We start from the raw sequence: 24,480 nt of genomic DNA, 5'->3' as shown, positions 1-24,480 counted from the left end.
TATGTATCCGTATTTAAATGTCCACAAGGTTTTAAACAATTTTGAAATTATAAATTTGTCAATAACTATCGCATTTTAGAAAATAATAGTGCATTCACTGCGAATTAGGGCAATATGGATTAATTTTTATGAATTTAGCAATTCTCCAAATAAACCATAGGCCCTTTTTTCCTACCTTTAAAAAATAAACCCTACGTATGGCGGCAAAAAGAAACCGAAAAACCATTAGAATTAAACCAAACAAGGCCCGAAACCTTTCTCCAGGTACTGTTAAATACACAGGTAAGAAAATATCTAGTAAAACCTTACTTGACATTATTGATTATTCAAAAGATAGTTTTAGTCGTTTTAAGACGCATGATATTGATGCTGTTTTTAAATATGAAGACGCCTCCCATATAACTTGGATTAATGTAAACGGTTTAAACAATGCCGATGATATTGTAAACTTGGGGAATCACTTTGAACTCCATCCACTTATTCAAGAAGATATTGTAACTACCAATCAGCGTCCAAAAATAGATGAGTATGATGATTATCTTTTTATAGTTTTCAAGATGCTTCATTACAATGAAAATGAGCAACTTGTCCAAGAGCATGTTAGTTTGGTAATGGGAAAGGATTATGTGGTAACTTTCCAAGAATCTGAAGGAGATGTTCTCGATGATCTTCGCAACAGATTGGAGCAAGCAAGGGGACGAATTCGCAGTTCGGGAGCAGACTATTTGATGTTTGCGATTCTCGATGCAATCGTTGATAATTATTTTACCGTTGTGGAATTTTTAAGCAATAAGGTAGAACTGTTGGAGGACAGACTTTTTGATGACAATGAAGATTCAAATATTACCCAAGAAATTCAAGACTTAAAGAAAGAAATACTCAAAATACGCCGTGCCGTACTGCCATTGCGTGAAGTTATCAATAGACTTGATAAAATAGAAAACCCATTGATAGAACAGCGAACTAATAAATATATTCGCGATCTATACGATCATATTATACAAGTAAATGAGAGTGTTGAAATTTACCGCGATATGATTTGGGGCTTAATGGATATGTACATGACAACCATTAGCAACAAGATGAACGAAGTAATGAAAGTGCTTACCATTATGGCTTCTATTTTTATTCCCTTAACTTTTCTAGCAGGAATCTATGGAATGAATTTTGAAAATATGCCGGAGCTTCACTATAGGTATAGTTATTATATTTTGCTAGGAGTAATGGTTTTGGTGTTTTTCGGAATGATTTGGTACTTTAAAAAGAAGAAGTGGTTGTAGTTTTTTATACCTCTTAACGCGTTTGGGGGTTTCGATACTAATTTCAATTTTATTAATATGAGGCTAAATTCATTAAAATTGTATTAACTAATCTACTTTTGCGGAATGAAAAACTTGTTATGTCTCATACTAATATTTATGATGGGGAGTGTGTTTGCCCAAAAATCCACCGAAGAAGTTGTCGGTATTTATAAGGAGAAGAGCAATGATCCTGTGGGTGGAGCCACCATTATTTTTTCACCAGATAACACGTATTTTATATTTCATTTTGGAGGAGTGCAAAAAGGAACTTGGAGATTGAAGAATCAAACACTTACTATGAAGCGAAGCAACGAACCAAAATTTGCGCTCTACGGTAGAAATTTGAACAATATAGATTTTGGAGCCCGTCTTAGTTTTTCAACAGAAGCGCGAAATGGCGTAGCGGTACGATTAAGTTCAAGTAGTAAAAACAATTTTACACCCGTTTTTAATGAAAATGCCAATTGCTTTAGCCCTCCTTATATTTATAGTCAAAAGGAAAAACTAGATGAGTTTTATGCAGCAAAGACTATAGGTTTCCCTTCAAACTCAGATTCAGGCGAAAAACTTAATGCCGCGGTATATTATTTTAATATTACGGAAGCTTATAACGACTTTATCTTGATAAACCTACCGTCTCAATACACCGAAGCATGGAGTTCTAAAGCAAGATATAAAGACGGAATGCTATACCTGAAATCCGGTGGTGAAGGTTTAGAAAGAAGACCTTTAGAAACGCTGAGTGAAGAGGATGCTGCTTTTATCGCCCATTATTCGAATAAAAGTCTGCTTCCAAATGAACTTGAATCGGGAGGTGAGTTTTTCCCTTACGTAGAAAACCCTACCCAGGAGGAACTAAAAAATTATACGCGTATTGAAACATCAGAAATTTTGAGAGATTCTATCGTAATTGAAGAAAATTCTTTTTTTACAGCAACCTGTGAAGAAGATTAATAGTAAGCAGCAGTAGATATTTACTGCTTTTTTTCAACTTCTTTAAAGATAGGAAGCGAATCGTTTTGAAAACCTTTGAATTTCAACCATTCGTCCCCGATTAAAAAATACAATTCGCCAAAATTCTTTCTATCGATTAACTCTTGCAACTTTTCATTTTCAATTAAATAATTTCGAAAACGACCGATATATGCTTCGCCTACATTCAAATTGTTTTGCATATATTCTGTGAAATGGTCTTCAAGAAAAATTATATTTCTTTCCTTTTTTTCGATTTCAATATATTTTTTTAGTCTTTTGGTTCTACCGCTAATTGCGTTTATAATAGGATCTACCTGCAAAGAACCGCCTAAAAGTGATAGGAGGTGTATGGGTTTAAAATCGCCAGCCGTATAAAGCCGTCTTTCGTTTTGAGTGAGCGGTTTTATCTCCTTTTGAATAATCCCCAGGGTAACAGCGTTAAATTTCGATTTTGATAGTACAACTACCTCATCCAATTTGTTTACATGCTCAAGTATTGAAGGTTTTAGTGTATATGAAGGCACTTGTTTTAAAGAATCTTGCAACTTTTCGTTTAATAGGAAAATAGCTGAACTTTGAATATCTAAAGTTGAATCAGAGGCTATTGGGTTGTTTTTAAGGTTTTTATGTTGCGAAAATGAATTTAAACTGCATAGAATTGATAAAAACGTAACTAAGTACCTCATTTATTATTGCCATTGACAAAGGTTTCAAAAATAGCGTAGTTCGGTTTTTGTCTAAGTTAAATATTGTATAAAACTGGCTTTTTATTTCCGTGATACCATCCAGATGAAGGATGGGGATCACTCGCATCCCTTTATTTTTACCCCAATAAAACAACAAGAACGGTCTATCTGCAATCACGGAAAAATCACCTAACATGATGTATTTCAGCTAATTTTGGCTATTTTTAACAGTCATGAATGTGTTTTGATGTTCAGAATCAAGATTAACATTCAATTAATTCTTCATTGTAAACCATAATATAATGCGACTAATAAAACCGAAGTCTCAAGGAAAAGCAGTTGGAATGCTTCAGGAGTTGTTACAAGAACAAGGCTATAAGGTGTCTGTATCAAAATATTTCAACATGGAAACGACAGAAGCGGTTAAAGATTTTCAACAAAAGGCTGGATTGGATGTTGATGCTGTTGTTTATAATAAAACCTGGGCTAGCCTAATAAATACGCCACCAGTTGAAACTTCCGACCAATCTACACTTAAAAAGGGAGACAAGGGCCGTACCGTGCGAAAGCTTCAGCAATTGCTTAATCGGGTGGGGTTTCAGTTAGTGCTAGACGGTGATTTTGGTCCGGCAACCGAGCACGCCGTTAAAGAATTTCAAATTAATAATAGCTTAAGCAGTACCGGATTGGCTAATACCGAAACTTGGAATGCACTAAGTAGTTCTATTGTACAAAAAACGGTTGATCAACAGCCTTTGTTAAGGCCTGGTATGCGTGGGGCAAACGTACAGAAGCTGCAGGAATTACTTAACACCAAGGGGTATAATCTTTATTTAGACGGCGATTTTGGTCCAATTACTGAACGTGCCGTTAAAGACTTTCAAGGAAAAAACGCATTGATTTCAGATGGAATTGTCGCAACGGCAACGTGGTTTAAATTAATGCAGGATGTTCTGTTAAACGCAATAAACAAAACAAATAGATCGCTTAAAGAGGAAGATGTAAAATCCTTTTCAGAAAATAACAATATTGAAATTGCGGCTGTTAAGGCAGTTCTCGATGTAGAGAGTAGGGGAGCTGGATTTTTGGATAATGGGCAGCCAATTATTTTATTTGAAGGACATATATTCTGGAAACAACTCAAGCAAAATGGATATGATTGCGAACGTTTACAACCTAGTAATGAAGATGTGTTGTATCCAAGCTGGACAAAAATACATTATAAAGGGGGAGCCAAGGAATGGGTTCGACTTAAAAAAGCTATTGCCATCAATTCAAAGGCTGATCTTACCGAAGCTGCTTATTGTTCAGCTTCGTATGGTTTATTTCAGATTATGGGTTTTAACTATCGATCCTTGGGGTATTACGATATTTTAGAATTTGTTTGCGATATGAAGAAAGATGAAAACCGGCAATTGGCTGCTTTTGGAAAATTTCTAAAGGTAAACAACCTATTCTCATATTTAAGAAACCATGATTGGGCAGCATTTGCAAGACGGTATAACGGTCCAGGATATAGAGCGAATCGCTATGACGAAAAGTTGAAAAATGCTTACCATAAGTATGCTTAGTGTTTTTTTGCATTCCATAGATTGAATGGTGTAATTAAGCGATAATATTATTTTTAAAACTCAATTCATTTAATTTTTAGTACATTTATCATTAGTGTCCGATTAAAAGAGTGAGAGAATTCATTGAGTCACAGATAATAGGCAATTAGAATATTTTTTATTTAATGACAGCATGCTATTATACTTAGCATCAAAATTTATCAATTAAAAAGTATGTTTAATCAATTTTATCTAGTTTTCAATCTATTAAAAAGCAGGTCTTACGTCTTTCAGCGCAGCGGTCTTATATCTTAGTCGGACACGACTATATTTTTATATTCAGTTGTTTAGCAATGATGAAACCTAACTTGTGGTTTTATATATATTTAGTTGTGTCCGATTTAAATGTTTAAAAAATCAAATACCTGTGCGCTATTAGGCTCTTGTAGCTTTATTGTTAATTTACATCATTCTATAGAAATCACAACTAGGGTTTAATAAAAAAGAGTTGTGCTTATTCAACCTAGCCTGATCATCAATTTATTAGGAAGTAAGTCTTACGCTTGCTTGCCAATGCACAACAGGCAAATTTTACGTTTTTTAGTGATGTTAAGTCTTAGTCGGACACGACTATTATGTATAATGAAAACTACTGTGAAATGATCCTTTTTATTTAAAACAGTATTTGTAAAATGCTGGATTAAGCGGTAGCACTGAAATTTATAAGTCTATAAACATGACAAAATCTACATACCCGCTATTGAACATGCACTTTGTTGTTGAATTTAAAAACAAGCAATTCTTCAATGATAGAAGTTTTCAGTCTGTAAGTGGGCTTAAAGCTAGAGTTTGTGAAAATGACGACTCAAATGAATCGGATGTCCATTTTGAAAATATAATATTAAGGCGTGGTTACCAGCCGGATTCCGAGATAGTTGTATGGTGCATGGATGCAATCAATAACAAGAAAAAGAAACCATTAGACCTTGTTGTTAAGCTTTTAAATGAAGAACACGAAATGATTAGTGGTTGGTATATTGAAAGCGCAGTACCAGTTGCTTGGGGTGTGGACGAATTACACGCTCAAGAAACCAAAGTATTAATTGAGACTATAGAGCTTTCATACCAGCGTTTTCAGGTTTTGAATAAGAAGGGAAAAGCAATTGAGCAAATAAAAACCTCCAAAAAAAAAGATAATTGTATAAATTTTAAAAACTAAAATTATGGCAGCAATAGGAGATTATCCATTAACAAACTTTCACTTTGTCGTTGAATGGGGGGCAGATTTCAGAATTGGTTTTACCGAAATACACGGACTCGATTTTGAAACAGAAGTAATAGAATATCGAGAGGGTAGCAGTAAAAATTATAATGCTAGCAAGCAACCAGGTAGAACCAAGTACTCAGATGTAACTTTAAAAAGAGGTGTTTTTCAAGGCGATTTCGATTTCTTTAAGGAATGGCAAAAAACATACTTTTTTCAGGAAGGAAATAATACTGGTTCTAAGTATCGTCGAGATATAGCAATTAGACTATTAGATGAGAAACACGAACCGGTAATTACTTGGCTTCTCAAAAAAGCTTGGCCGCGTAAAGTACAATCTACCGTTCTAAAAGCTGATTCCAACGAAATTGCTATTGAAACCATGATATTGGTACACGAAGGGCTAACCATTCTGGAAGCAAATTAGTTTTATAAATAGGTTAAGTTTGCTTTAATCTTTTCATCCTTTCTACATTTAGGACGATCATCCTCATTTTGTGCTACACAATAACATGCTTTAAACCGATCTTCCTGAGCTCCATCTTTATGAATATTCTTACTTTTGCGCTATCATGCTTCGTTTAGTTAGCAATACTCTAAATAAGTAGTTGATAAAAAGTGATTTATTTATTCTAGGATTCTAATTCATCCGCATAAACTTCAATTGTATATGATTAATAAGAGGCTACAACAGCTGCGTCAAGAAATGACTAATAACAACTTAGACGCATTTATAATTCCGTCAACAGATCCGCATCAGTCAGAGTATGTAGCCGAACATTGGAAGCTAAGGGAGTATTTTTCAGGGTTTACCGGCTCGGCTGGAGTGTTGGTATTAAACCAAGATGAAACAGCACTTTGGACGGATTCCCGTTATTTTATACAGTTTGAAGACGAATGTGAGGCCTTTGATATCAACTTGCATAAACAATCTATCCCGCATGCACCTGAGCATGTAAAATGGTTGTGCGATAGCCTAGCGGAAGGCGCAGTTATTGGAATGGATTTTTTACAGTTTTCCAAATCACAAATGGATTATCTTAAGGCAGTGGCAAAGCCTAAAAAAATTCACCTTAAAAACACACCAGATTTGGTCTCTAAAATTTGGGCGGAAAGACCAGCTTTACCCAGTTTTCCCATAGATATCCATCCGCTAGATTACAGTGGAGAAACAACTGCTTCTAAACTTCAAAAAGTTCAGAATAGAATAGAAACTACACAGGCCGACTATTATTTGTTTTCCAGTTTAGATGAAATTGCCTGGTTGTTTAACATCCGTTCCAAAGATGTTGATTTTACCCCGCTAGTTACTGCTTATGCCTTGGTAGGGCTTGAAAACACCGTTTTGTTTTGTGACAGAAATAGATTTTCTCCTTCGGCAATTGGTGCTTTATCTAAAATCAATATTGAAATTATTGATTACAAGTTGGCAATTCAAGCGTTAAAGAAACTCGATGTCAATAAAAAAATCATTACCGATGTTTCGTCCTTAAACTATGCTGTTTTTAATGTGGTTCAAAGTGAATTTATATACCAGAACTCCATCGCAAAAGAATTGAAAGCCATTAAAAATGAAACAGAAATTAACGGTGCTAAAAACTGTATGGTAAAAGATGGAGTTGCACTTACAAAGTTTTTTATTTGGCTGGAAAAAGAGCTTACATCCCGAGCTATTTCAGAATATGAAATTGGTAAAAAGTTAGAAAGTTTTCGAAAACAACAAGATTTATACATAGGCGAATCGTTTGCGGCAATTGTCGGCTATAAAGGTAACGGAGCCATTATTCATTACACGGCGTCGCAAGAGACAGCGGCAATGGTAAAAAATGAAGACATTCTGTTGGTTGATAGTGGCGCACAATATAAAGATGGTACTACCGATATTACCCGAACCGTCTGGCTAGGAGGTACACCAACGCAGGAATTAAAAACGGCCTACACTTCAGTTTTAAAAGGCTATATAAGCCTTGAGCAATTACAGTTTCCCGAAGGTACTGTTGGAATGCAAATTGATGGTTTTGCAAGGTTTCACTTATGGAAAGAAGGCTTAAACTACCCGCATGGTACTGGTCATGGTATCGGAAGTTTTGGCATGGTACACGAGCCAGAACAAGGTTTTGCTACAAGCATGACCACCAGTAACGGCAGTGCGGTGCATTTAAAAAATCAGCTGTCAACCATTGAGCCGGGGTGTTATAAAAAAGGTGTTTATGGCATTCGTATTGAAAATGTAGTGTTATCCATAGAGAAGGAAGAAACGGATTTTGGAAAATTCCTGGGCTTTACGCCAATCACATTGTTTCCTATTGATAGGCAACTTATAGACAAAGCACTGCTATCAGACGCAGAAAAACAATGGTTTAATGAATATCATAAAATGGTTTATGAAAACCTCTCCCCAATGTTGGGTACCGATGAAAAAGAATGGCTAGAAGAAATGTGTAAACCCTTATAATGCAGGTCAAAACAGCATAAAACACGCATTTACCCTGATCATTTCTATTTCGGTTTTTAATTTAAATTTCTATTTCAAAAGGATGCACCGCTCACTATTCCAGCCAGCTGTCTATAATACTATAAATCTCCTGCTGCTTTTTAGGCTTAAAACTATGTATGCGGGTTTTATGATCTCCTTTGGGTTTTACGAATTTATATAGTTCACGATTATTTGCATTTTCGGCTAACTCAACAGCTGTAGCACTCCACGCATCGTATTCGCCATAAATAAAAAGCATTTTTTCTGCATCTGAATCTAAAAAGGCCTGAATGCGTTGCATGGGTTTTAAGTTGTATGTTTTCGTAATACCTTCTGGAAATGCCCAATCAAAAGTGTATAATTTATCTGTGTGAAGGTACTTTTCAAATGGCATGGTTTCATAGCCGTAAATACCTTGTTCGGTTAGAGCAGCCCAAAAATAAGGCTGTAGATTCGCTACCGCTTTTTCTTCAAAAAAACCATAGCCAACAACATCAAATAGATGCTTATAAATTTCTGATACAGATGCCGATTTTGACGGAATTTCCTCTGGTTCTGTTCCCCATTGCCAATATGCAAAAGCGTATTCCAAGATTGAATATTCAAGCGCTTTTTCAACACCAAACTCCCATGACATTTCTTTTTCGTCAGCTTTGGTTTTTAATATTTTTAAGAGACCGGCTTTATTTTCAAAACACAACTCCTGAAACGCCTTGACTTTTGCTCGCTCCGCTTCGGTTCCCACTGTTTTTAAGAATTCAAAAATTCTATCATCTTCCCTTTTTAAGTTTAACGGACCTACGTAGCAAACGCAGCCATCTACATTCTCCGGAAAATAACTGCGATGGGCCATAACCGTTTGGCAACCTTTTGAAATTCCCGTAGAGATAAATTTTGCATCTGGGTATAACGTCTTTTTAATTGCAGTGATTATAACAGCTTGATCTTTAGCTGCGTTTTTTACCGTAAGGGTATTCCAATCTATATTTTCCGGTCGTGAATTATTGAAATATCGGTGCTCAATTGCTATTTGGTTTGCATTATAATGACTGGCCAATTCGCCTGCCTTTTCAGAATTTATGCCGTAGCCACTAAGTTCAACAATCACAGGTTGAGTAGAATTTTCAAAGCCTAGGAACACACATTGTTTAAAGGTGCCTTTTGTTGAGTCGGTGTAATCAATGGGCTGTTCAAACCACAGCTCATAGTTTTCATCAAAATGACTTACCGTTGCTTTTTTTTCAATGCTGACAATATTTTCAATACCTGCCAGTTTTTCGAAATTTGAGCTTTTTATTGTAGGTTTCTCAACAACCGATGCGCTTTTACAGCCAACAACAAGCAGTATGGAGAGTAAGAGGTAGTAGCGGCGAATTGATTTCATAATATTAATTTTTATACTTTAAAAACCAGTGGCTGGCAAGTTATTCTATAATTTCGCAATCGATACTTAATTTTCGCAAAGCCCTAAGTGCTGAGCCTGAATTTTTATCTTCAACTTCAATGTCCACAGCGTCTCCTTCCAAAAGTACCTGGGTAAGCTCATGACTTAAGGATTGGTCTATTCCTACTGCAATCTCGGTGATAGTTTCGGCAATCGCTCTTTTATCTGGTCGTTGGGCATTACAAGACAATAAGTTTAGTTTCATAACATGTATTTATTATAGATTCTCATTAATGTCCTACTAATACTTAAGACTTAAATGCTATATAATTGATAAACCTGTAGTTGAATTATAAAAATATAAAAATCTTTAATCAGACCCTATAAAGGCTTATATTTAATTTTAGACGCTTTCAGTCTAAAGTGTCAAAGGCCTCGATTCACGTTTCAAATCTAATTTCTTATTCAAACGTAAACCGTTGCTCGGCTGTTGACGATGCATTGAGCAATTGATGAAATGTTTTTATAGCATTAAAATCTCGCGTAATGGCGTTAGAAACTGCTAATCCAGAAATTCCTGTATTTAAAATAGCTGTAACATCTTTTGTCGTGATACCTCCAAAACCGATAATAGGCGTGCCGGTTTTTAATACATCAGAAATAGCCGTATAACCTTTTAAACCTAAAGCAGTAGGCAGGTTTCCATCAGTTTCAATTTCTCGAAAAGGACCCAAACTAATAAAGTTTACCTGTTTATCTAGTAGTTGCTCGCAATCTTGTAATGTGTTTGCTACGCCACCAATAATTTGCCAACTATGTAGCTGTTTTCTAACAGTATTAGCACAGGGGCCAGCTTTCTCTATATGTACACCATCTGCCTTAACGGCTTTGGCTATTTTAAAATCATTGCGAATTAATAACCTAGTTTGAAAATGTGCGGTAATCTCCCGAGCCTCATGAGCTAGTTTTAATAACATTTTTTCTGAAGAACCATTGAAGCCCAATTGCACCAATTCAGCTCCAGAAGTGCATGCTTTCTGGATGTGCTCTAAATGTTCTTTCGGCGAGTCGCCCTGCGATATATAATGTAATTTAGGTATCATAATAAAAGAGTTTCAAGTTACAGGTTGCGGTTACAGGTTGCAATCTCACCATTATATCTTAACAACTTTTGCAAATTCCATAAAATGCGACTCGAATCGTTTTAACATGGGGTGCATTTTTTCTGAATACAGCACATATTGGCACCTGGGAATGCTTTGGGTTATAGACATTATAGCGGAATAGGTTGATTTTTGACTTAGAAATTCGGCGTCATCTATACTGAATATCCTTAAATCGGTAACACTAACTCCATTGGTTAAAAACAATTTGTTAATCGATTTTGGCGTGGAAATAAGGATGTCAACTCCCATAGCAATTTCAGATTTTTGCACATCGTTATGAAGTGCTTCATATCCCACATAAACCCGTAAGGAGCTGTTTTTGGTATAAGCTAGAAACGCATCGTACAAGGCTAAGGCTGTATCTTTATTTTCTACAAGAACTACAGCTCTAGGAGCGTTGCCCATTGCTCTATATTTTAATTTTTGTAAGGTTGTTAGGATAAGAGCAGTAGTTTTTCCGCTTCCTTTTGGCGCTATACAATATACATTGGATCCACTTTTTATAACCGGAATACTTTTGGTTTGTAATGGGGTAGGGGTTGTAATTTCAAACTGTGTTAGTTTTTCTTGTATTTCGGGATGTAACTTTTTAAAAGGCATGAAAGGTATGGCGTTGAATTATTGAGCAGACTAATTTATCTAAACAAATATACTATCTAAAGACCATTTAATTAGCCATTGCTACTTTTTCTATAGTTGTATTTGGTTATAATTTTCTTGAAGGTGATTTTCGCTCACAAAATTATTAGGGTGCCAGGCTTAATTTTCTAGCCCCGATTGCAATGGAAATCCCGCAATAAAACGATAGCGGAATGAGGAGTTGTAGTGGAAAGCGGGAAATACCCTGTATTAGAAGCTCTAAGCTGGGCGCTCTAACAATTCAACTTTTTATCATAATCTGTAAAACGTTTTTAAATAATAACCCTTGAAATTACTAGTTGTAGGGGAAACAAGGCGAAGTATGTTTGTAAAAGTGAACACGAGTTAAGAAGCAGGTTTAATTGAACAATATTTTATATATTTATGTAATAGCTTATTAGTTAGTAGGTAGCACGCATTTCTCTTTGGAAATATTGAAAATGGCATTTCATATATCACTGACTGAAACTAACTAAAATCAAAAAAGATATGTGGTATAATGACTTAAGACCAGACCGGGAATTACTTAATGATAGATATTCATTAATAATGCTGGATTCAGAAAACGCTTACAGCCGTATGTTAGCCAACGCTGATAAGAAACGTACGATAACTAATCTTTTGAGGTTACGGATGGGAATTCGGGATAAAATCCCTAGGAAAACAGTAGATACCAATCTATTGCTATGTTCTTGGAATATTAAGAATTTTGGCACCTTAAAAAACAGAACTGCGGAATCCTTATATTATATCGCCGAAATAATAAACGCTTTTGATATCGTAGCCATACAGGAAATTAATAGAGATTTAAGCGATTTTAAAAAAGTGCTTAGGCTATTGGGAAGTCATTGGAAACACACATTTAGCGATGTTACCGAAGGCAATTCAGGAAACGATGAGCGCTTTGGTTTTATTTACGATTCGCGCCGGGTAGCCCAGTCTGGATTATCGGGAGAAATTGTAATCTCCCCAGAGTCAGTTGCAGAAGATGCCATTATTAAGCAACTTAAGCGAACGCCCACGTTTACAGGTTTTGAAAGTGGATGGCGTAAATTTGAGGTGGTTAGTGTTCATTTACACCCGGGAGAAGGTTCGGGCAATAGGGCGATTCGGAAAGAGGAGGTACGTTTATTAATGGATATTCTTAGAAAGAAAATTAATTCTGCCGCATTTGAAAATAGAAACATTGTGATTGTAGGCGATACAAACTTATATAAGGAAGACGACGATATAGTAAAGATAATAAATGATACCGGTTTTGAAGAAAGCAATGGTTTACAAGGTAAGTTTACCAATACCAGTTTGAATCAAATTTATGATCGGGTTTTTTTAAATGTAAACGATTACTTTAAAATTGCTATGGATGCCGAGGGAAAGGAGAAGGGCGGGGTTTTCAGTTTATTTGATTACGTCTATATCAATACCCCGGAAGAAATAGCGAATTACCATAGCTTAATGCGGCTTCATAAGGGAAATCCTGATACATTAACCAGTAATGCAAAATTCAAGTCGTATTTTAATAGGTACTGGAAACGAAACCAAATAAGCGACCACCTGCCCATCTGGATAGAACTACAAACTGAAAGCAGTGATGAGTTTTTAGCGAATAAGCTTCGTTGGTTCTGAGTGTTATATTTTGCGCAATACAATTTTTAAGGCATTGCCCTGGCTTTAATTATTGCTGTGAGCTATAGCCAATGGCACGATGGTATTTAGAATTGAGCAGAAACTTACTATTGAAAAATTATTGCTTCCTACTCTAAACTATTCCCGAAAAATAGTAAGCTACGCTGTATCTTTGACCACTGAACAATAAATAGGTAGATTTCATGCAAACCAATTGAAATTTCCTTTTACCTATAAAAATTGGACGACTAACCGAAGACGAAGCAACAATGACAGCCAATACTAAGAATCAACAGGAGATTTTAGCAAAACTCAATATAGAGCGCTTAAACCCCATGCAGCGGGAAGCTCTTAACGTAATTAAAACTACAAAAAACACCATTTTACTTTCCCCAACGGGAACGGGGAAAACCTTGGCGTTTTTATTGCCGATCATTGAATTTTTAGACCTAAATAATCCTGAAGTGCAGGCATTAATCCTTGTTCCTACTCGTGAGCTTGCTATTCAGATTGAGCAGGTAATCCGCAATATGGGTTCGGGATTTAAGGTGAATGCCGTTTATGGCGGTAGGGCTAAAAGTAAAGACAAAATAGAATTAAAACATACCCCCGCTATTTTGGTTGGAACGCCCGGAAGAATCTTGGATCATTTTGACGACGAGCGTTTTTCAAAAGCAAGTATAGCCACCTTGGTGCTTGATGAGTTTGATAAAGCGTTAGAAATAGGTTTTAAAGATGAAATGAGCGAGATATTAGACTCCCTGCCAAATTTAAGTAGGCGCATACTAACGTCGGCCACCCAAGGGGTTGAAATTCCAAAGTTTGTTAATTTAACCGATCCAAAAACTGTAAACTATTTATCTAAAAAAGCCGAATTAAAATTGGTGGTTAAAACAGTGGTTTCTCCTGAAAAAGATAAGCTTACTAGCTTGCTGAAGCTTTTAAATTATTTGGGGAACCAACCTGGAATTATTTTTTGCAATTTTAGGGATAGTATTGCCAGGGTAAGTGACTTTCTAGATGACCACAATATTGGTCACACCTGTTTTTCAGGAGGCTTGGAGCAACAAGATAGGGAACGAGCTCTGATAAAGTTCAGAAATGGTACCAGTAAGATATTGGTGGCTACCGATCTTGCCGCTAGAGGTATAGATATTCCAGAGCTAAAATTTATAATTCATTACGAGCTGCCTCATTCCGAAATAGAGTTCACCCATAGAAACGGAAGAACGGCAAGGGTCAACGAAAAGGGAACTGCTTATGTGCTAAAATGGAAAGACCAATTATTGCCAGAGTTTATTGAGAATTCAGCCGTTTTTAAAATTCCAGATGTAGCTTCACAAAGCGAACAAGCTTGGGAAACGCTTTTTATATCTGGCGGAAGGAAAGATAAAATATCCAAAGGCGATATTGCTGGTCTCTTTATAAAACAAGGCGGAATTCCTCCCGATCAATTGGGCGTGATAGAATTAAAACAGGATTGTGCTTTTGTTTCAGTTCCGTTATCAATTGCAGATAAGCTGGTAAGCAGGTTAAATAATAGCCGCCTAAAAAAGAAGAAAGTGCGAATTTATGTGCTCTAGCTTGCACTCACAAACTAACCAGGACCTTAGGGCTTCCTTTTTCTGAATAATTTTCGCATGTATTTTTTAATTATTATTTCAGATTGGTTATATTGGGCACTATGAGAAACACAAGAATTTATAATTTAAATAATCAGAAATAATGTTAAGAGCATTTATAAATAAGTTGATGAATACCAAAAAGCCAGAACCTAGAAAAGAAGGTACTGTAAAGTTTTTTAATGTTTCAAAAGGATATGGTTTTATTAATATAAAAGGTACCGATGACGATATTTTTGTTCATATATCTAATGTCATTGACAAGATTCGCGAAGGCGATAAAGTAGAGTTTGGTATTGAGCAAGGAGAAAAAGGCCCGAGTGCCACAGAGGTTAAAGTAGTTTAACACAAGAAAATTTTAGTATAAAAAAACCATCTTAACGGATGGTTTTTTTATGCGAAAAAGTTTGGTTCTTATTATAGGGGTGTTTGACTAAAACAGATGAAATGATTTATTAGAAAAGCAGACAATTTAAGGCAATGACGCTAAAATCCCCCTATGGTTTTTTATAAGAAGAATATGGGGCTAGCACATGCTAAGTACGATAATGCTGTACTAAACAATTACACCCGCACATCAAGCTTTTTGTTGGTTAATAGTTGGCTATCTTGATAATGCGGGTGCTCCCTAATATGTAAAAAATATAGCTTGGTTAGCCACGCGTTAACCAACCACTTTTGCTGGCAGTGGCTATGGCATAAGGTGTAATCCAGAATAGGCCAAAAGTAAACAGCACACTATATGAATACGCCCAAAAAGACTCTGATAGGTTGTATCGTTTTGCATAAAACAACATGGGAAAACTAGACATAAGCAAAATTCCGAAAAATGTTGAGCTTAAGAAAAGTATAGGGTGGGTAACAATAAAGAACATCATAAACAGAATAAACGGGTAGCTCATAATTATCTTTAATGATTGGCTTATAAACAACAACCTTGTTCCAGATTTTGCTCCTGATCTAAAGTCTGTAAAAACGTATTTAGACATTTCAATATTTTCACGAACGTTACTACGGCCCCATCTAATAAACATTTTATAGAGCCCGGTATAATTTTCAGGGACATTGGTGTAGGCGTATGCATTTCTTTGAAACAACACTTTATGCCCTTGTTTTAAAATCATATTAGTCATTGCTCGGTCTTCGCCAATATCAGAAGGCTTACCCATAAAAGTTTGTGAAATCCATTCAGGAAGACATTCAAAAACAGCGGTTCTTCTATAAGCCGCCAAGGCACCTGGCGTACATAAAACAGAGTTTAGGCTACTTTCTGCAGACCGAACAAACTCAAAGCTCAACACAAAACTCACATCTAGCATTTTTGGTAAGAGTGCTTTCTTTTTATTTAAAACACGAATATTACCTGCAACTGCACCACAATTTTTATCTGTAATAAACGGGCTTACTAAATTTCTTAAAGTATTAGCTTTTACTATAGAGTCACTATCAACGGTAACAAAAACATCTCCAGACCCTAAGTTAAATCCGCGGTACAATGCATGTCGCTTTCCTTTATTCTTTGGTTGTTGGTAAATATCAACACGGGTACCCAATACTTTTTTCGCTTCTTTCATCCAGTACCATGTATCGTCTTTACTGCCGTCATCAATAGAAAGCAATTGTAGTTTAGCTTTGGGGTAATCACTCTTTGCTAAGCTCATCAGGGTGTCGTAAACTTGTTTTCCTTCGTTATAGGCAGGAACAATAACCGTACATGTTGGCAATTCCGAATCACTTACAGAGGCAATGGCTTTATATTTAAAATACCTGAAGAGGGTATAGACAAAAAAACCGGCTTTAAATATGAATAACCCAGTTGCCAATGCTAAAAATGCAAAGCCTAAAGTTGAGCTTAAACGCTCTTCTCGAAAAGCGGCAAAATCGTTATCTAATAAAAAGAATAGATAAGTAGCTCCAATCATTAAAAGAAAGGTGCTTGCTAAAACAAAAATCCCCCATGGGTTTGATCTCATTTTAGGTGGCGTTCCTGCGGTTTTCATCTTCTTCTCAATATTGGTCAATTCCATTGTAGGTGTTTGTACTTCGGAAGAAAATTTTGCTTTGCTTTTAGCATCTGATTTTTTTATGTTAAGCGTTTCGGTTTCCATAGTCTTCTAATGTGGGGTTTTTAGATGTTTATTTCAGAAACGGTTTTAACAACTGCTATGCCATTGCGTAGGTGTCTGTTAATCAGTAATGTTTAAAAAAAATTATGGTTATGTATGTGTAATTATTATACATATTAGGTATACAATTATACAGCCTGGGTACAAAGAAGAGACATTCAACAAAGTTTTTTAGTAGTGTCCGATTAAAATAATTAAAAAACCACTTGTTTCAACAATAGTAAGCTTTTAGAATAATATTAAAATATAACACCTTGCTATTGAGATTCCAATAAAGGATAAACATTTTAAAAAAATGTATAACAGAATTAACCTAATTATCAAGACTTTACAATTCTAGTCGTACGTCGTTAGTCACTTAGCGAAGCGGTCGTACATCTTTGTCGGACACTAATGAAAGTTTTTCTAAATCCATAAAATTTATTTTAAAAAAACGTGCGTTGATAAATTAATATGTTCTATTTTCGCGCGGTCAAAAAAAAGACAAGGTATGCTGAAGTGCAATTTTAAAAATATATGGACAAATCGGAGTGGGTAAACTACAGCATATACACTGTTTGTGAGTCCCTTTGATAATCTAATAATCAAGGGGATTTTTGTTTAAAATAGACAGTGAAGTTTAAAAGTAAAAATATTGAGAGTAGTATAAAACCAAAAAAATATAATGAAAAGTGTTTTTGCCTTAAAAATTGAAAAACAAATTGTTTTAAGTGAGTTAAAAAGTTACACTCGTGTGCTTCTTGGCTCTACATTACTATCGGCCGCATACGCCTTACTTATTATTCCGCACAATATTGTTCCGGGTGGAATCTTAGGTTTAAGTATTGTAATTAAGGAGGTTACCGGATTTTCTGTGGGGTATATTGCCCTGCTGATAAATATTCCGCTATTGTTGTGGGGCACAAAGGTTCTGGGGGCAAAAACAGGTTTAAAAACCTTGGTTTCAATGGTCTTAGTGTCATTCTATATTGATATGATATCTTCCTTTACAGGAGGTAAAGTATTTATTGACGATGTATTGATGTCTTCTATTTTTGGCGGTGTGATTATTGGTTTCGCAATTGCTATGGTTATGAATGCTGGTGCTACTACTGGTGGTAACGATATTTTAGTACGCATACTTTCAACAAAAATAAGGCTCCCTTACAACAAGCTGATATTGGCTGTTGACGGATCGGTAGTTATACTTGGAGCAGTAGTGTTTGCAGACTTTACAATGGCAGCTTATAGTATTGTTGCTATTGTAGCTATTAGTAAAACTATTGAATACTATATGAAAAAGTCAGTTCAGAATAAGACCATTTTGGTTTTCTCCACAAAAAATATTCTGATTCAAGAAGAAATATTATTAAACAAAAAGAGCACGGACGGTATTTTAAAATTGATTCACCATGACAGTAACGAAAAAATGATCTTGGTTACCCGAAATACTAAAAAACTGGACGTTTTAAAAAATATCATCCTAAGGATTGACCCAGAGGCTCAAATAAATGTATTAGAGTCAAATAATATACTGGATTGAGTTTTGGAATAGGCTTGCTATATATTAAATATGCAAGCCTTACCTTTACCATCTAAAATAGAATATTATGAATCTGACTATTCCCCAATCTGCTTTCCAATTCTTGTTAAAGCTAAAAGAGAACAACAATCGGGAGTGGATGCAGGAAAACAAAAAGGAATATTTGGCAAATGAAAAGGAGTTGAAGTTGTTTTATGCTGAGATTGAGCGAAGGTTAAATATTACCGACGAGATTGCAAAAGTGAAGCTTTTCCGTATCAATCGCGATATCCGTTTCAGTAAAAACAAAACCCCTTACAATTCGCACCGAAGCGTAAGTTTCAGTAGGGCAGGAGCGCATCGTCGAGGTGGCTATTACTTGCGGTTGGAATCGGGAAACAGTTATATGGCGGGTGGTTTTTTTGCTCCAGAACCAGCCGATCTTTTACGAATTCGGAAAGAGTTTGAAGTGGATGCTTCTGAAATACGGGAGATTTTGGCACAACCCGATTTCAAAAAATCTTTTGGTACATTTATGCAGCACAATGCCGTTAAAACTGCACCAAGAGGGTTTAATAAAGAAGATAAAAATATAGATTTAATCCGTTTAAAAAGTTTTACACTTCGGCATAATTTTACCGATGAAGAAGTTTTTTCTTCAGATTTTGCCGATAAACTTATCTATCACTACAGCCTGCTTCGGCCATTCTTTAATTATATGAGCGACGTTTTAACTACCGATCTCAACGGCGTATCGCTCATAGACTAGCATAGTTAAAAAATTATTACACGGCTAAGCTACTTTAGAACTATTGCTACAAGAAACTAGATAAAGCGCTATTGAGCAACTGCTAGGCTTGCATGTTCAAAATACAATAAGTTGTCTTTTAGACGCTCCTTTACAATATCCATCATTCTTTTGTTTAAATCAGAAGAGTTTTGAGTATAAACATTGTACTCTTCTGTTGTAAATTGACCAATGATCATGCCTTTTAAGGAGTTTCGAAATTTCATATCCTTGTGAATTGAATTTTCAATATAATCCATCTTTTTTGCTACATTAAGATCGTAAAACACATCTTTATGTTTCTTGATATAGTTTTTAAAAGCGGCGAGCAAAAGATTATGTTGAAGCTTTATGACAGGGCGAAGCGTTTGATTCTGAAAACATTCATCTGCAGACATAGAAGCTGTAATTTTTGCTGAAGGAATATCAGGCCGCAATTTTAATAGTAAGCTTTCTCTTGTGTCCATAATAAGGTTTTTCTTAAAATTATAAATTTCATTCCTGATATCTAAAGCTTTTAGAATTAGTTATAAACGTTCTTTTCAACAATATGAGCGAATCTTCTTATCTTTGAGAAATTGCATGCTGTAAATTGCGATGCTACAGAAGTGCTAAAACATTACTTTTAATCAAGAATACCATAAGGACTATTATGAGAATATTTTCCCCCGAACAATTATACCAAGCTGACAAAATGAGCATCAAGAAGCAAGGAATCACTTCTGAAGCACTAATGGAGCGTGCCGGAACACAGGTTTTTAATTGGTTGCATCAACGTTTAAAACACTCGCAGGTGCCGATACGTATATTTTGTGGTATCGGGAATAATGGTGGTGACGGTCTTGTGCTTGCCAGACTATTAATTCAACAAGCTTATAATGTAACTGTTTATGTGGTAAACTTTAGCGATGAACGTTCCGATAATTTTCTTGATAACTATCAAAAGTTAAAGTCCATAACAAAGATCGAAGATCGTATTTTAATGAAGGGGGAACATGATTTTCCTTCTATAGATAAAGATGATATTATTGTCGATGCTATTTTCGGGATTGGTCTAAATCGCGCGCCTGAGGGATGGACGAAAAAACTGATTCAATTTCTTAATAAAAGTGAGGCTTTTAAATTAGCCATTGATATTCCCAGTGGTCTTTTTGCAAATGCACCTATTAAAGATGAAGCTTCAGTTGTGAAAGCAGATCATACCCTAACGTTTCAGGTGCCAAAACTAGCTTTTATGTTGCCCGAAACCGCTAATTTTGTCTCAAAGTTTGAGGTTTTGGATATTGGTTTAGATCCTGAGTTTCTCAATAAGGCCGAGCCTTTGGCGCAACTTATATCAAAGCCTGAAGCGCAACGATTTTATATTCCTCGAAAAAAATTTGACCATAAAGGCACATATGGTCACGCTTTGATTGTTGCGGGAAGCTACGGAAAAATTGGAGCGGCCGTTCTTTCAACCACAGCTGCTTTTAAAATTGGTGCTGGAATGGTGACAAGTTTTATCCCTAAGTGTGGTTATACCATTTTGCAAACAGCAATTCCTGAAGCCATGATAATTACCGATAAGCAGGAAGAAGTTATTAGTGCGGTTACTTTAAACTTTAAACCTGCAGCTATTGCGGTGGGGATGGGAATAGGGAAGGGTAAAAACACCGTTAAAGCCCTAGAGAATCTTTTTGAAATCTCTCAAACTCCTTTTGTGATAGATGCCGATGCCTTAAATATAATTTCTGAAAATAAAGAGTTGCTAGAGTTGCTTCCCAAAAACGCTATTTTAACCCCACATCCTGGCGAGCTGGAACGGCTTATCGGGAAATGGAAAAACGATTACGACAAGCTTGAAAAAGTAAAAGAATTCTCAAAAAAATACGAAGTGGTAGTGGTTATTAAGGGCGCTTACTCCATTACTGTTTTTGGAGATCAGCTGTATATAAACACCACTGGAAATCCTGGAATGGCTACTGCGGGAAGCGGTGATGTTTTAAGTGGAATTTTATGCGGCCTACTATCGCAAGGCTATGATCCGTTGCTGGCTTCGGTGTTTGGTGTCTATATGCATGGGCGATCTGGCGACATTGCTGCGGGCCAAATGGGCTATGAACCTGTAATTGCCAGTGATATTATCGATAATTTACCCAAGGCATACCTCGATTTATTTCAGCAGGAAGAAGTTCAGGAATCGCAAGAAAAGAATGAAGAATGAAGAATGAAGAAATTAAGAATTAAAAAAACCTTCACTTTAACTGTCTTTTGAAGTTAAAATGAAGGTTTTCTTATTTAATAAAATTGTTGTAGCGAAGGCTTATAGCAACTCATCAAGTGTTTTTCTTAATTCCGGATTGGAAGGTCTTGGCGCATCGGAAGAAACAATGTTTCCTTCTGGGTCAACAAGTATAAACCTTGGAATTCCTAAAATGGCATAATCTTTTACAAATTTAGACTTCCAGTTTTGATCTGCCATTAATTGAATGCCCACCAATTCTTTTTCCGTGACCATAGATTTCCACTTATCATAGTCTTTAGGCTCATCTATTGAAATACTCACGAATTGCACGTTTTTGTCACTGTAATCTGCTTCAACTTTTTTAAGCGATGGAATTTCGCGCAGACAAGGCCCGCACCAAGTAGCCCAAACATCAATATACACATATTTGCCTTTTAGATCGGCTAAAGAAGTTGTGCCGCCTTTATGGTTTTCATAATCAAAAGTAGGGGAGGGCTTACCTTTTGTAAGGTTTTTTAGTGTGTTATAACGTTCGGTGATTTTTGCCAAACTTTCCGCATCAGGATTGCTATTTTTATATATGGTATAAGCTTCCTTTAATGAGGAGTCGGCTTTTAAACCAAATTGCAAATACGAACTCATGATTTTATCTTTTGCATAGCCATCTGGCAGTACATCATCTACCTTATTTAAATAGACAAGGGTTTCATTTTGATCGTTATTTTTTGAAGTTTCTTCACTTACCAATCGATTAAAGTGCGCGTTCAATAAGTTTTGATAGGCCACCGAATTCCGGAAAGCTAAAGTGTCGGCAAAGTCAATGCTTTCTAATGGTTCATAAAAATCATCAGATACCTTAAAGTTTTCCTTTTTTGTATAATAGCTGTGGGCATTGCTATAGTTTTCAATCACTATGGCCTTGGAATACTTATCTTCATTGGCTAGTGCCTTTTTAAAGTTCTTGTTTGTTATATTATGTGTGGCGTACAGGCTATCTAGACTTTCTTGGTTTTTGTTCAATTCTTCTAAAAAGCTTTCTTCCTCTAGGGAATACAATTTTTTATAATTGGTGTTTTGTTCCTCCCACAAAAACTTAGAAGCTAGAAGGTTATTTACATTTGCTAAATCGCCCGTGTATTTTATAGTCTCGTCGAACCCGTCGGTATTTAGTGTTACTGAAAGATTTTTACCTTTTTCAAGATATATTCCGGTGCGTTCTCTTCCTATATACATTTCATAAAACCCGTCATTTTTTATATAAACAGTATCAGAAAAACCACCTGCACCATCAATTGGAAGTTTAGATTCAAAGCCATTGCCCCGAATAATTGCGTTATCTGCCGCATTGTTCTCAAGCTTTCCGCTTAGTACGGTGTATGTTGGTTTCTCTTCTTGTTTACAAGAAATTATTGCAAGTATGGAAACCAGTAAAATTAATTTTTTCATATAAAATTGTGTTTTTAGTAAGGGGCAAAATTAACCATTGCTTGGGTATAATCATTCATAACAAAGTATTAATTTTATAATGCATCTTAAGGATTAGAATTTATGTTGAAATAGTTTTGGAGTGAATCAAAACTGGTACAACGATTAAAAATCTGTATTTTTGCAGAAACATAAGATTCCCATGCAAAACACTCATTATATAAGCTCAGAAATTCTTGATTTAACCTTGGTAAAGGAAATTATAGAAAACAACAAGTTGTTGGCACTTTCTGAAGAAGCACAACTCAATATAAAAAAATCTCGTGAATATCTAATTGATAAAATGAGGAATAATGAAACTCCGGTATATGGTATAAATACTGGGTTTGGTTCTTTATGTAATGTAAAGATTTCCTCTGAAAACCTTTCGCAGCTGCAAGAAAACCTTGTAATGTCTCACGCTTGTGGTACGGGTGAGTTTGTTCCGAAACCAATCATAAAGTTAATGCTTCTACTAAAGATTCAATCTTTAAGCTATGGCTATAGTGGCGTGCAGATTGAAACGGTTAAGAGGCTAATCGATTTTTATAACAACGATGTGCTCCCCGTAATTTATACTCAGGGCAGTCTTGGTGCTTCTGGCGATTTGGCACCCTTGGCTCATTTAGCTTTGCCTTTGCTTGGAAAAGGAGAAGTTTATTACAACGACGAACGGGTAGCCGCAAAAGCTGTGTTAAAAAAGTTTGATTGGCAGCCCATAACGCTACAGGCAAAAGAAGGATTGGCCTTATTGAACGGAACGCAATTTATGAGTGCCTACGGTATTTATGTTCTTTTAAAAAGCTACAAGTTATCGTATTTGGCCGATCTTATTTCGGCTGTTTCATTAGATGCTTTTGATTGCAATATGAGCCCGTTTAATGCCTTGGTTCATTTTGTGCGCCCACATCGTGGTCAAGTGAAAACCGCAGCGCAAATTTTAGAATTCTTGGAAGGAAGTGAGTTAGGGCTTACTGAAAAGAAAAATGTGCAAGATCCATATTCGTTCCGTTGTATTCCGCAAGTTCACGGTGCAAGCAAGGATACGCTACACTTTGCAAACAAGACGTTTAAAACTGAAGTAAACTCGGTTACCGATAACCCAAATATTTTTGTAAAAGACGATCTTATAATTTCTGGAGGAAACTTCCACGGACAGCCTTTGGCCCTAGCCTTAGATTATTTGGGAATTGCTATGGCCGAACTCGGAAGTATTTCAGAAAGAAGAACTTATCAATTGGTTTCAGGACTTAGAGGTTTACCAGCATTTTTGGTTGATAACCCAGGGCTTAATAGTGGGTTTATGATTCCGCAATACACAGCAGCGAGCATCGTAAGTCAAAACAAACAATTGGCTACTCCAAGCTCGGTAGATTCTATAGTGTCTTCAAACGGGCAGGAAGACCATGTAAGTATGGGAGCTAATGCGGCTACAAAGTGTTTGCGCATTATAGAAAATGTTGAAACCGTCTTGGCAATTGAATTGATGAATGCGTCGCAAGCACTTAAATTTAGAAAACCTAAAAAATCATCAGATTTTGTAGAATCCTTTTTAAAACCCTATCGCTCAGTAGTACCTTTTATAGAAAATGATAGAGTTATGGCAGATGATATTCATGCAACAGTTGCGTTTTTAAAAGCAATGGATGTTGATTCTGAAATATTATTCGATAATTAAATCTATTTTAT

General features: G+C 35.9%; 21 protein-coding genes. 13 read left to right on the top strand and 8 right to left on the bottom strand.

What is annotated here, in order from left to right; genetic code table 11:
- Positions 1-197: 197 nt before the first annotated feature.
- Both corA and QPK98_RS05105 read left to right on the top strand, forming a co-directional pair.
- The gene (corA, locus tag QPK98_RS05110; RefSeq protein WP_310991981.1) at positions 198-1,280 is read left to right on the top strand and encodes a magnesium/cobalt transporter CorA; all 1,083 of its coding nucleotides are present in this window, start codon (positions 198-200) and stop codon (positions 1,278-1,280) included.
- Between the two features lie 105 nt (positions 1,281-1,385).
- Positions 1,386-2,255: a hypothetical protein gene (locus QPK98_RS05105; protein WP_310991980.1), complete on the top strand. Its 870-nt coding sequence runs from the start codon at positions 1,386-1,388 to the stop codon at positions 2,253-2,255.
- A 20-nt stretch (positions 2,256-2,275) separates the two neighbouring features.
- On the opposite strand, the gene QPK98_RS05100 is transcribed toward QPK98_RS05105, so the two are convergent.
- Positions 2,276-2,962: a hypothetical protein gene (locus tag QPK98_RS05100; protein ID WP_310991979.1), complete on the bottom strand. Its 687-nt coding sequence runs from the start codon at positions 2,960-2,962 to the stop codon at positions 2,276-2,278.
- A gap of 302 nt (positions 2,963-3,264) precedes the next feature.
- Between QPK98_RS05100 and QPK98_RS05095 the strand changes: the two genes are divergently transcribed.
- The 4 genes from QPK98_RS05095 to QPK98_RS05080 all read left to right on the top strand — a co-directional run bounded on the left by QPK98_RS05095 (position 3,265) and on the right by QPK98_RS05080 (position 8,231).
- A complete protein-coding gene (locus QPK98_RS05095; protein ID WP_310991978.1) occupies positions 3,265-4,533 on the top strand; it encodes an N-acetylmuramidase domain-containing protein in 1,269 nt (422 codons plus the stop codon).
- 715 nt (positions 4,534-5,248) lie between these two features.
- A complete protein-coding gene (locus QPK98_RS05090) occupies positions 5,249-5,731 on the top strand; it encodes a phage tail protein (RefSeq protein ID WP_310991977.1) in 483 nt (160 codons plus the stop codon).
- A 4-nt stretch (positions 5,732-5,735) separates the two neighbouring features.
- Positions 5,736-6,203 carry a phage tail protein gene (locus QPK98_RS05085; RefSeq protein ID WP_310991976.1) on the top strand — a complete coding sequence of 156 codons (468 nt, stop codon included), beginning with the start codon at positions 5,736-5,738 and terminating at the stop codon, positions 6,201-6,203.
- A gap of 243 nt (positions 6,204-6,446) precedes the next feature.
- Positions 6,447-8,231 carry an aminopeptidase P family protein gene (locus QPK98_RS05080; protein WP_310991975.1) on the top strand — a complete coding sequence of 595 codons (1,785 nt, stop codon included), beginning with the start codon at positions 6,447-6,449 and terminating at the stop codon, positions 8,229-8,231.
- Between the two features lie 94 nt (positions 8,232-8,325).
- On the opposite strand, the gene QPK98_RS05075 is transcribed toward QPK98_RS05080, so the two are convergent.
- From QPK98_RS05075 to QPK98_RS05060, 4 genes are all read right to left on the bottom strand, one after another.
- Entirely contained in the window at positions 8,326-9,636 is a 1,311-nt protein-coding gene (locus tag QPK98_RS05075; protein ID WP_310991974.1) for a S28 family serine protease, read from the bottom strand.
- Positions 9,637-9,676: 40 nt separating this feature from the next.
- Positions 9,677-9,901, bottom strand: coding sequence for a hypothetical protein (locus QPK98_RS05070; RefSeq protein WP_310991973.1), 225 nt, complete (start codon positions 9,899-9,901; stop codon positions 9,677-9,679).
- Between the two features lie 196 nt (positions 9,902-10,097).
- Positions 10,098-10,739, bottom strand: coding sequence for a thiamine phosphate synthase (locus QPK98_RS05065; RefSeq protein WP_310991972.1), 642 nt, complete (start codon positions 10,737-10,739; stop codon positions 10,098-10,100).
- A gap of 51 nt (positions 10,740-10,790) precedes the next feature.
- Positions 10,791-11,402: a DEAD/DEAH box helicase gene (locus tag QPK98_RS05060; RefSeq protein ID WP_310991971.1), complete on the bottom strand. Its 612-nt coding sequence runs from the start codon at positions 11,400-11,402 to the stop codon at positions 10,791-10,793.
- Between the two features lie 528 nt (positions 11,403-11,930).
- On the opposite strand from QPK98_RS05060, the gene QPK98_RS05055 reads away from it, so the two are divergent.
- The 3 genes from QPK98_RS05055 to QPK98_RS05045 all read left to right on the top strand — a co-directional run bounded on the left by QPK98_RS05055 (position 11,931) and on the right by QPK98_RS05045 (position 15,035).
- Entirely contained in the window at positions 11,931-13,067 is a 1,137-nt protein-coding gene (locus QPK98_RS05055; RefSeq protein ID WP_310991970.1) for an endonuclease/exonuclease/phosphatase family protein, read from the top strand.
- A 269-nt stretch (positions 13,068-13,336) separates the two neighbouring features.
- Entirely contained in the window at positions 13,337-14,650 is a 1,314-nt protein-coding gene (locus tag QPK98_RS05050) for a DEAD/DEAH box helicase (RefSeq protein ID WP_310991969.1), read from the top strand.
- A gap of 169 nt (positions 14,651-14,819) precedes the next feature.
- Positions 14,820-15,035: a cold-shock protein gene (locus tag QPK98_RS05045; RefSeq protein ID WP_310991968.1), complete on the top strand. Its 216-nt coding sequence runs from the start codon at positions 14,820-14,822 to the stop codon at positions 15,033-15,035.
- 307 nt (positions 15,036-15,342) lie between these two features.
- On the opposite strand, the gene QPK98_RS05040 is transcribed toward QPK98_RS05045, so the two are convergent.
- Positions 15,343-16,662 carry a glycosyltransferase family 2 protein gene (locus QPK98_RS05040; RefSeq protein WP_435373089.1) on the bottom strand — a complete coding sequence of 440 codons (1,320 nt, stop codon included), beginning with the start codon at positions 16,660-16,662 and terminating at the stop codon, positions 15,343-15,345.
- Between the two features lie 817 nt (positions 16,663-17,479).
- On the opposite strand from QPK98_RS05040, the gene QPK98_RS05035 reads away from it, so the two are divergent.
- Both QPK98_RS05035 and QPK98_RS05030 read left to right on the top strand, forming a co-directional pair.
- Entirely contained in the window at positions 17,480-18,337 is an 858-nt protein-coding gene (locus tag QPK98_RS05035) for a YitT family protein (protein WP_310991967.1), read from the top strand.
- Positions 18,338-18,404: 67 nt separating this feature from the next.
- Positions 18,405-19,085, top strand: a complete 681-nt coding sequence (locus QPK98_RS05030) for a DUF2461 domain-containing protein (RefSeq protein ID WP_310991966.1) — start codon at positions 18,405-18,407, stop codon at positions 19,083-19,085.
- Between the two features lie 68 nt (positions 19,086-19,153).
- Here QPK98_RS05030 and QPK98_RS05025 read toward each other — a convergent pair whose 3' ends face one another.
- Positions 19,154-19,570: a glyoxalase gene (locus tag QPK98_RS05025; protein ID WP_310991964.1), complete on the bottom strand. Its 417-nt coding sequence runs from the start codon at positions 19,568-19,570 to the stop codon at positions 19,154-19,156.
- Positions 19,571-19,755: 185 nt separating this feature from the next.
- Between QPK98_RS05025 and QPK98_RS05020 the strand changes: the two genes are divergently transcribed.
- The gene (locus QPK98_RS05020) at positions 19,756-21,306 is read left to right on the top strand and encodes an NAD(P)H-hydrate dehydratase (protein WP_310991962.1); all 1,551 of its coding nucleotides are present in this window, start codon (positions 19,756-19,758) and stop codon (positions 21,304-21,306) included.
- A gap of 99 nt (positions 21,307-21,405) precedes the next feature.
- Here QPK98_RS05020 and QPK98_RS05015 read toward each other — a convergent pair whose 3' ends face one another.
- The gene (locus tag QPK98_RS05015; protein WP_310991960.1) at positions 21,406-22,773 is read right to left on the bottom strand and encodes a TlpA family protein disulfide reductase; all 1,368 of its coding nucleotides are present in this window, start codon (positions 22,771-22,773) and stop codon (positions 21,406-21,408) included.
- 181 nt (positions 22,774-22,954) lie between these two features.
- Between QPK98_RS05015 and hutH the strand changes: the two genes are divergently transcribed.
- A complete protein-coding gene (gene hutH, locus QPK98_RS05010; protein ID WP_310992116.1) occupies positions 22,955-24,469 on the top strand; it encodes a histidine ammonia-lyase in 1,515 nt (504 codons plus the stop codon).
- The last annotated feature ends 11 nt before the right edge of the window (positions 24,470-24,480 follow it).

This window comes from Aequorivita marina (assembly GCF_031631895.2).
In the GTDB taxonomy this organism is placed as follows: Bacteria; Bacteroidota; Bacteroidia; order Flavobacteriales; family Flavobacteriaceae; genus Aequorivita; species Aequorivita marina.
This window is presented reverse-complemented; position numbering and strand designations above follow the sequence as displayed.

Bases quoted from the DNA above. Each gene is read 5' to 3' on its own strand.
- QPK98_RS05055 (WP_310991970.1), top strand. From the start codon at position 11,931: ATGTGGTATAATGACTTAAGACCAGACCGGGAATTACTTAATGATAGA.
- QPK98_RS05095 (WP_310991978.1), top strand. From the start codon at position 3,265: ATGCGACTAATAAAACCGAAGTCTCAAGGAAAAGCAGTTGGAATGCTT.
- QPK98_RS05045 (WP_310991968.1), top strand. From the start codon at position 14,820: ATGAATACCAAAAAGCCAGAACCTAGAAAAGAAGGTACTGTAAAGTTT.
- QPK98_RS05040 (WP_435373089.1), bottom strand. From the start codon at position 16,662: ATGAGATCAAACCCATGGGGGATTTTTGTTTTAGCAAGCACCTTTCTT.
- QPK98_RS05015 (WP_310991960.1), bottom strand. From the start codon at position 22,773: ATGAAAAAATTAATTTTACTGGTTTCCATACTTGCAATAATTTCTTGT.
- QPK98_RS05025 (WP_310991964.1), bottom strand. From the start codon at position 19,570: ATGGACACAAGAGAAAGCTTACTATTAAAATTGCGGCCTGATATTCCT.
- QPK98_RS05035 (WP_310991967.1), top strand. From the start codon at position 17,480: ATGAAAAGTGTTTTTGCCTTAAAAATTGAAAAACAAATTGTTTTAAGT.
- corA (WP_310991981.1), top strand. From the start codon at position 198: ATGGCGGCAAAAAGAAACCGAAAAACCATTAGAATTAAACCAAACAAG.
- QPK98_RS05060 (WP_310991971.1), bottom strand. From the start codon at position 11,402: ATGCCTTTTAAAAAGTTACATCCCGAAATACAAGAAAAACTAACACAG.
- QPK98_RS05090 (WP_310991977.1), top strand. From the start codon at position 5,249: ATGACAAAATCTACATACCCGCTATTGAACATGCACTTTGTTGTTGAA.
- QPK98_RS05050 (WP_310991969.1), top strand. From the start codon at position 13,337: ATGACAGCCAATACTAAGAATCAACAGGAGATTTTAGCAAAACTCAAT.
- QPK98_RS05100 (WP_310991979.1), bottom strand. From the start codon at position 2,962: ATGAGGTACTTAGTTACGTTTTTATCAATTCTATGCAGTTTAAATTCA.
- QPK98_RS05075 (WP_310991974.1), bottom strand. From the start codon at position 9,636: ATGAAATCAATTCGCCGCTACTACCTCTTACTCTCCATACTGCTTGTT.
- QPK98_RS05085 (WP_310991976.1), top strand. From the start codon at position 5,736: ATGGCAGCAATAGGAGATTATCCATTAACAAACTTTCACTTTGTCGTT.
- QPK98_RS05030 (WP_310991966.1), top strand. From the start codon at position 18,405: ATGAATCTGACTATTCCCCAATCTGCTTTCCAATTCTTGTTAAAGCTA.
- QPK98_RS05065 (WP_310991972.1), bottom strand. From the start codon at position 10,739: ATGATACCTAAATTACATTATATATCGCAGGGCGACTCGCCGAAAGAA.
- QPK98_RS05020 (WP_310991962.1), top strand. From the start codon at position 19,756: ATGAGAATATTTTCCCCCGAACAATTATACCAAGCTGACAAAATGAGC.
- QPK98_RS05070 (WP_310991973.1), bottom strand. From the start codon at position 9,901: ATGAAACTAAACTTATTGTCTTGTAATGCCCAACGACCAGATAAAAGA.
- QPK98_RS05105 (WP_310991980.1), top strand. From the start codon at position 1,386: ATGAAAAACTTGTTATGTCTCATACTAATATTTATGATGGGGAGTGTG.
- QPK98_RS05080 (WP_310991975.1), top strand. From the start codon at position 6,447: ATGATTAATAAGAGGCTACAACAGCTGCGTCAAGAAATGACTAATAAC.
- hutH (WP_310992116.1), top strand. From the start codon at position 22,955: ATGCAAAACACTCATTATATAAGCTCAGAAATTCTTGATTTAACCTTG.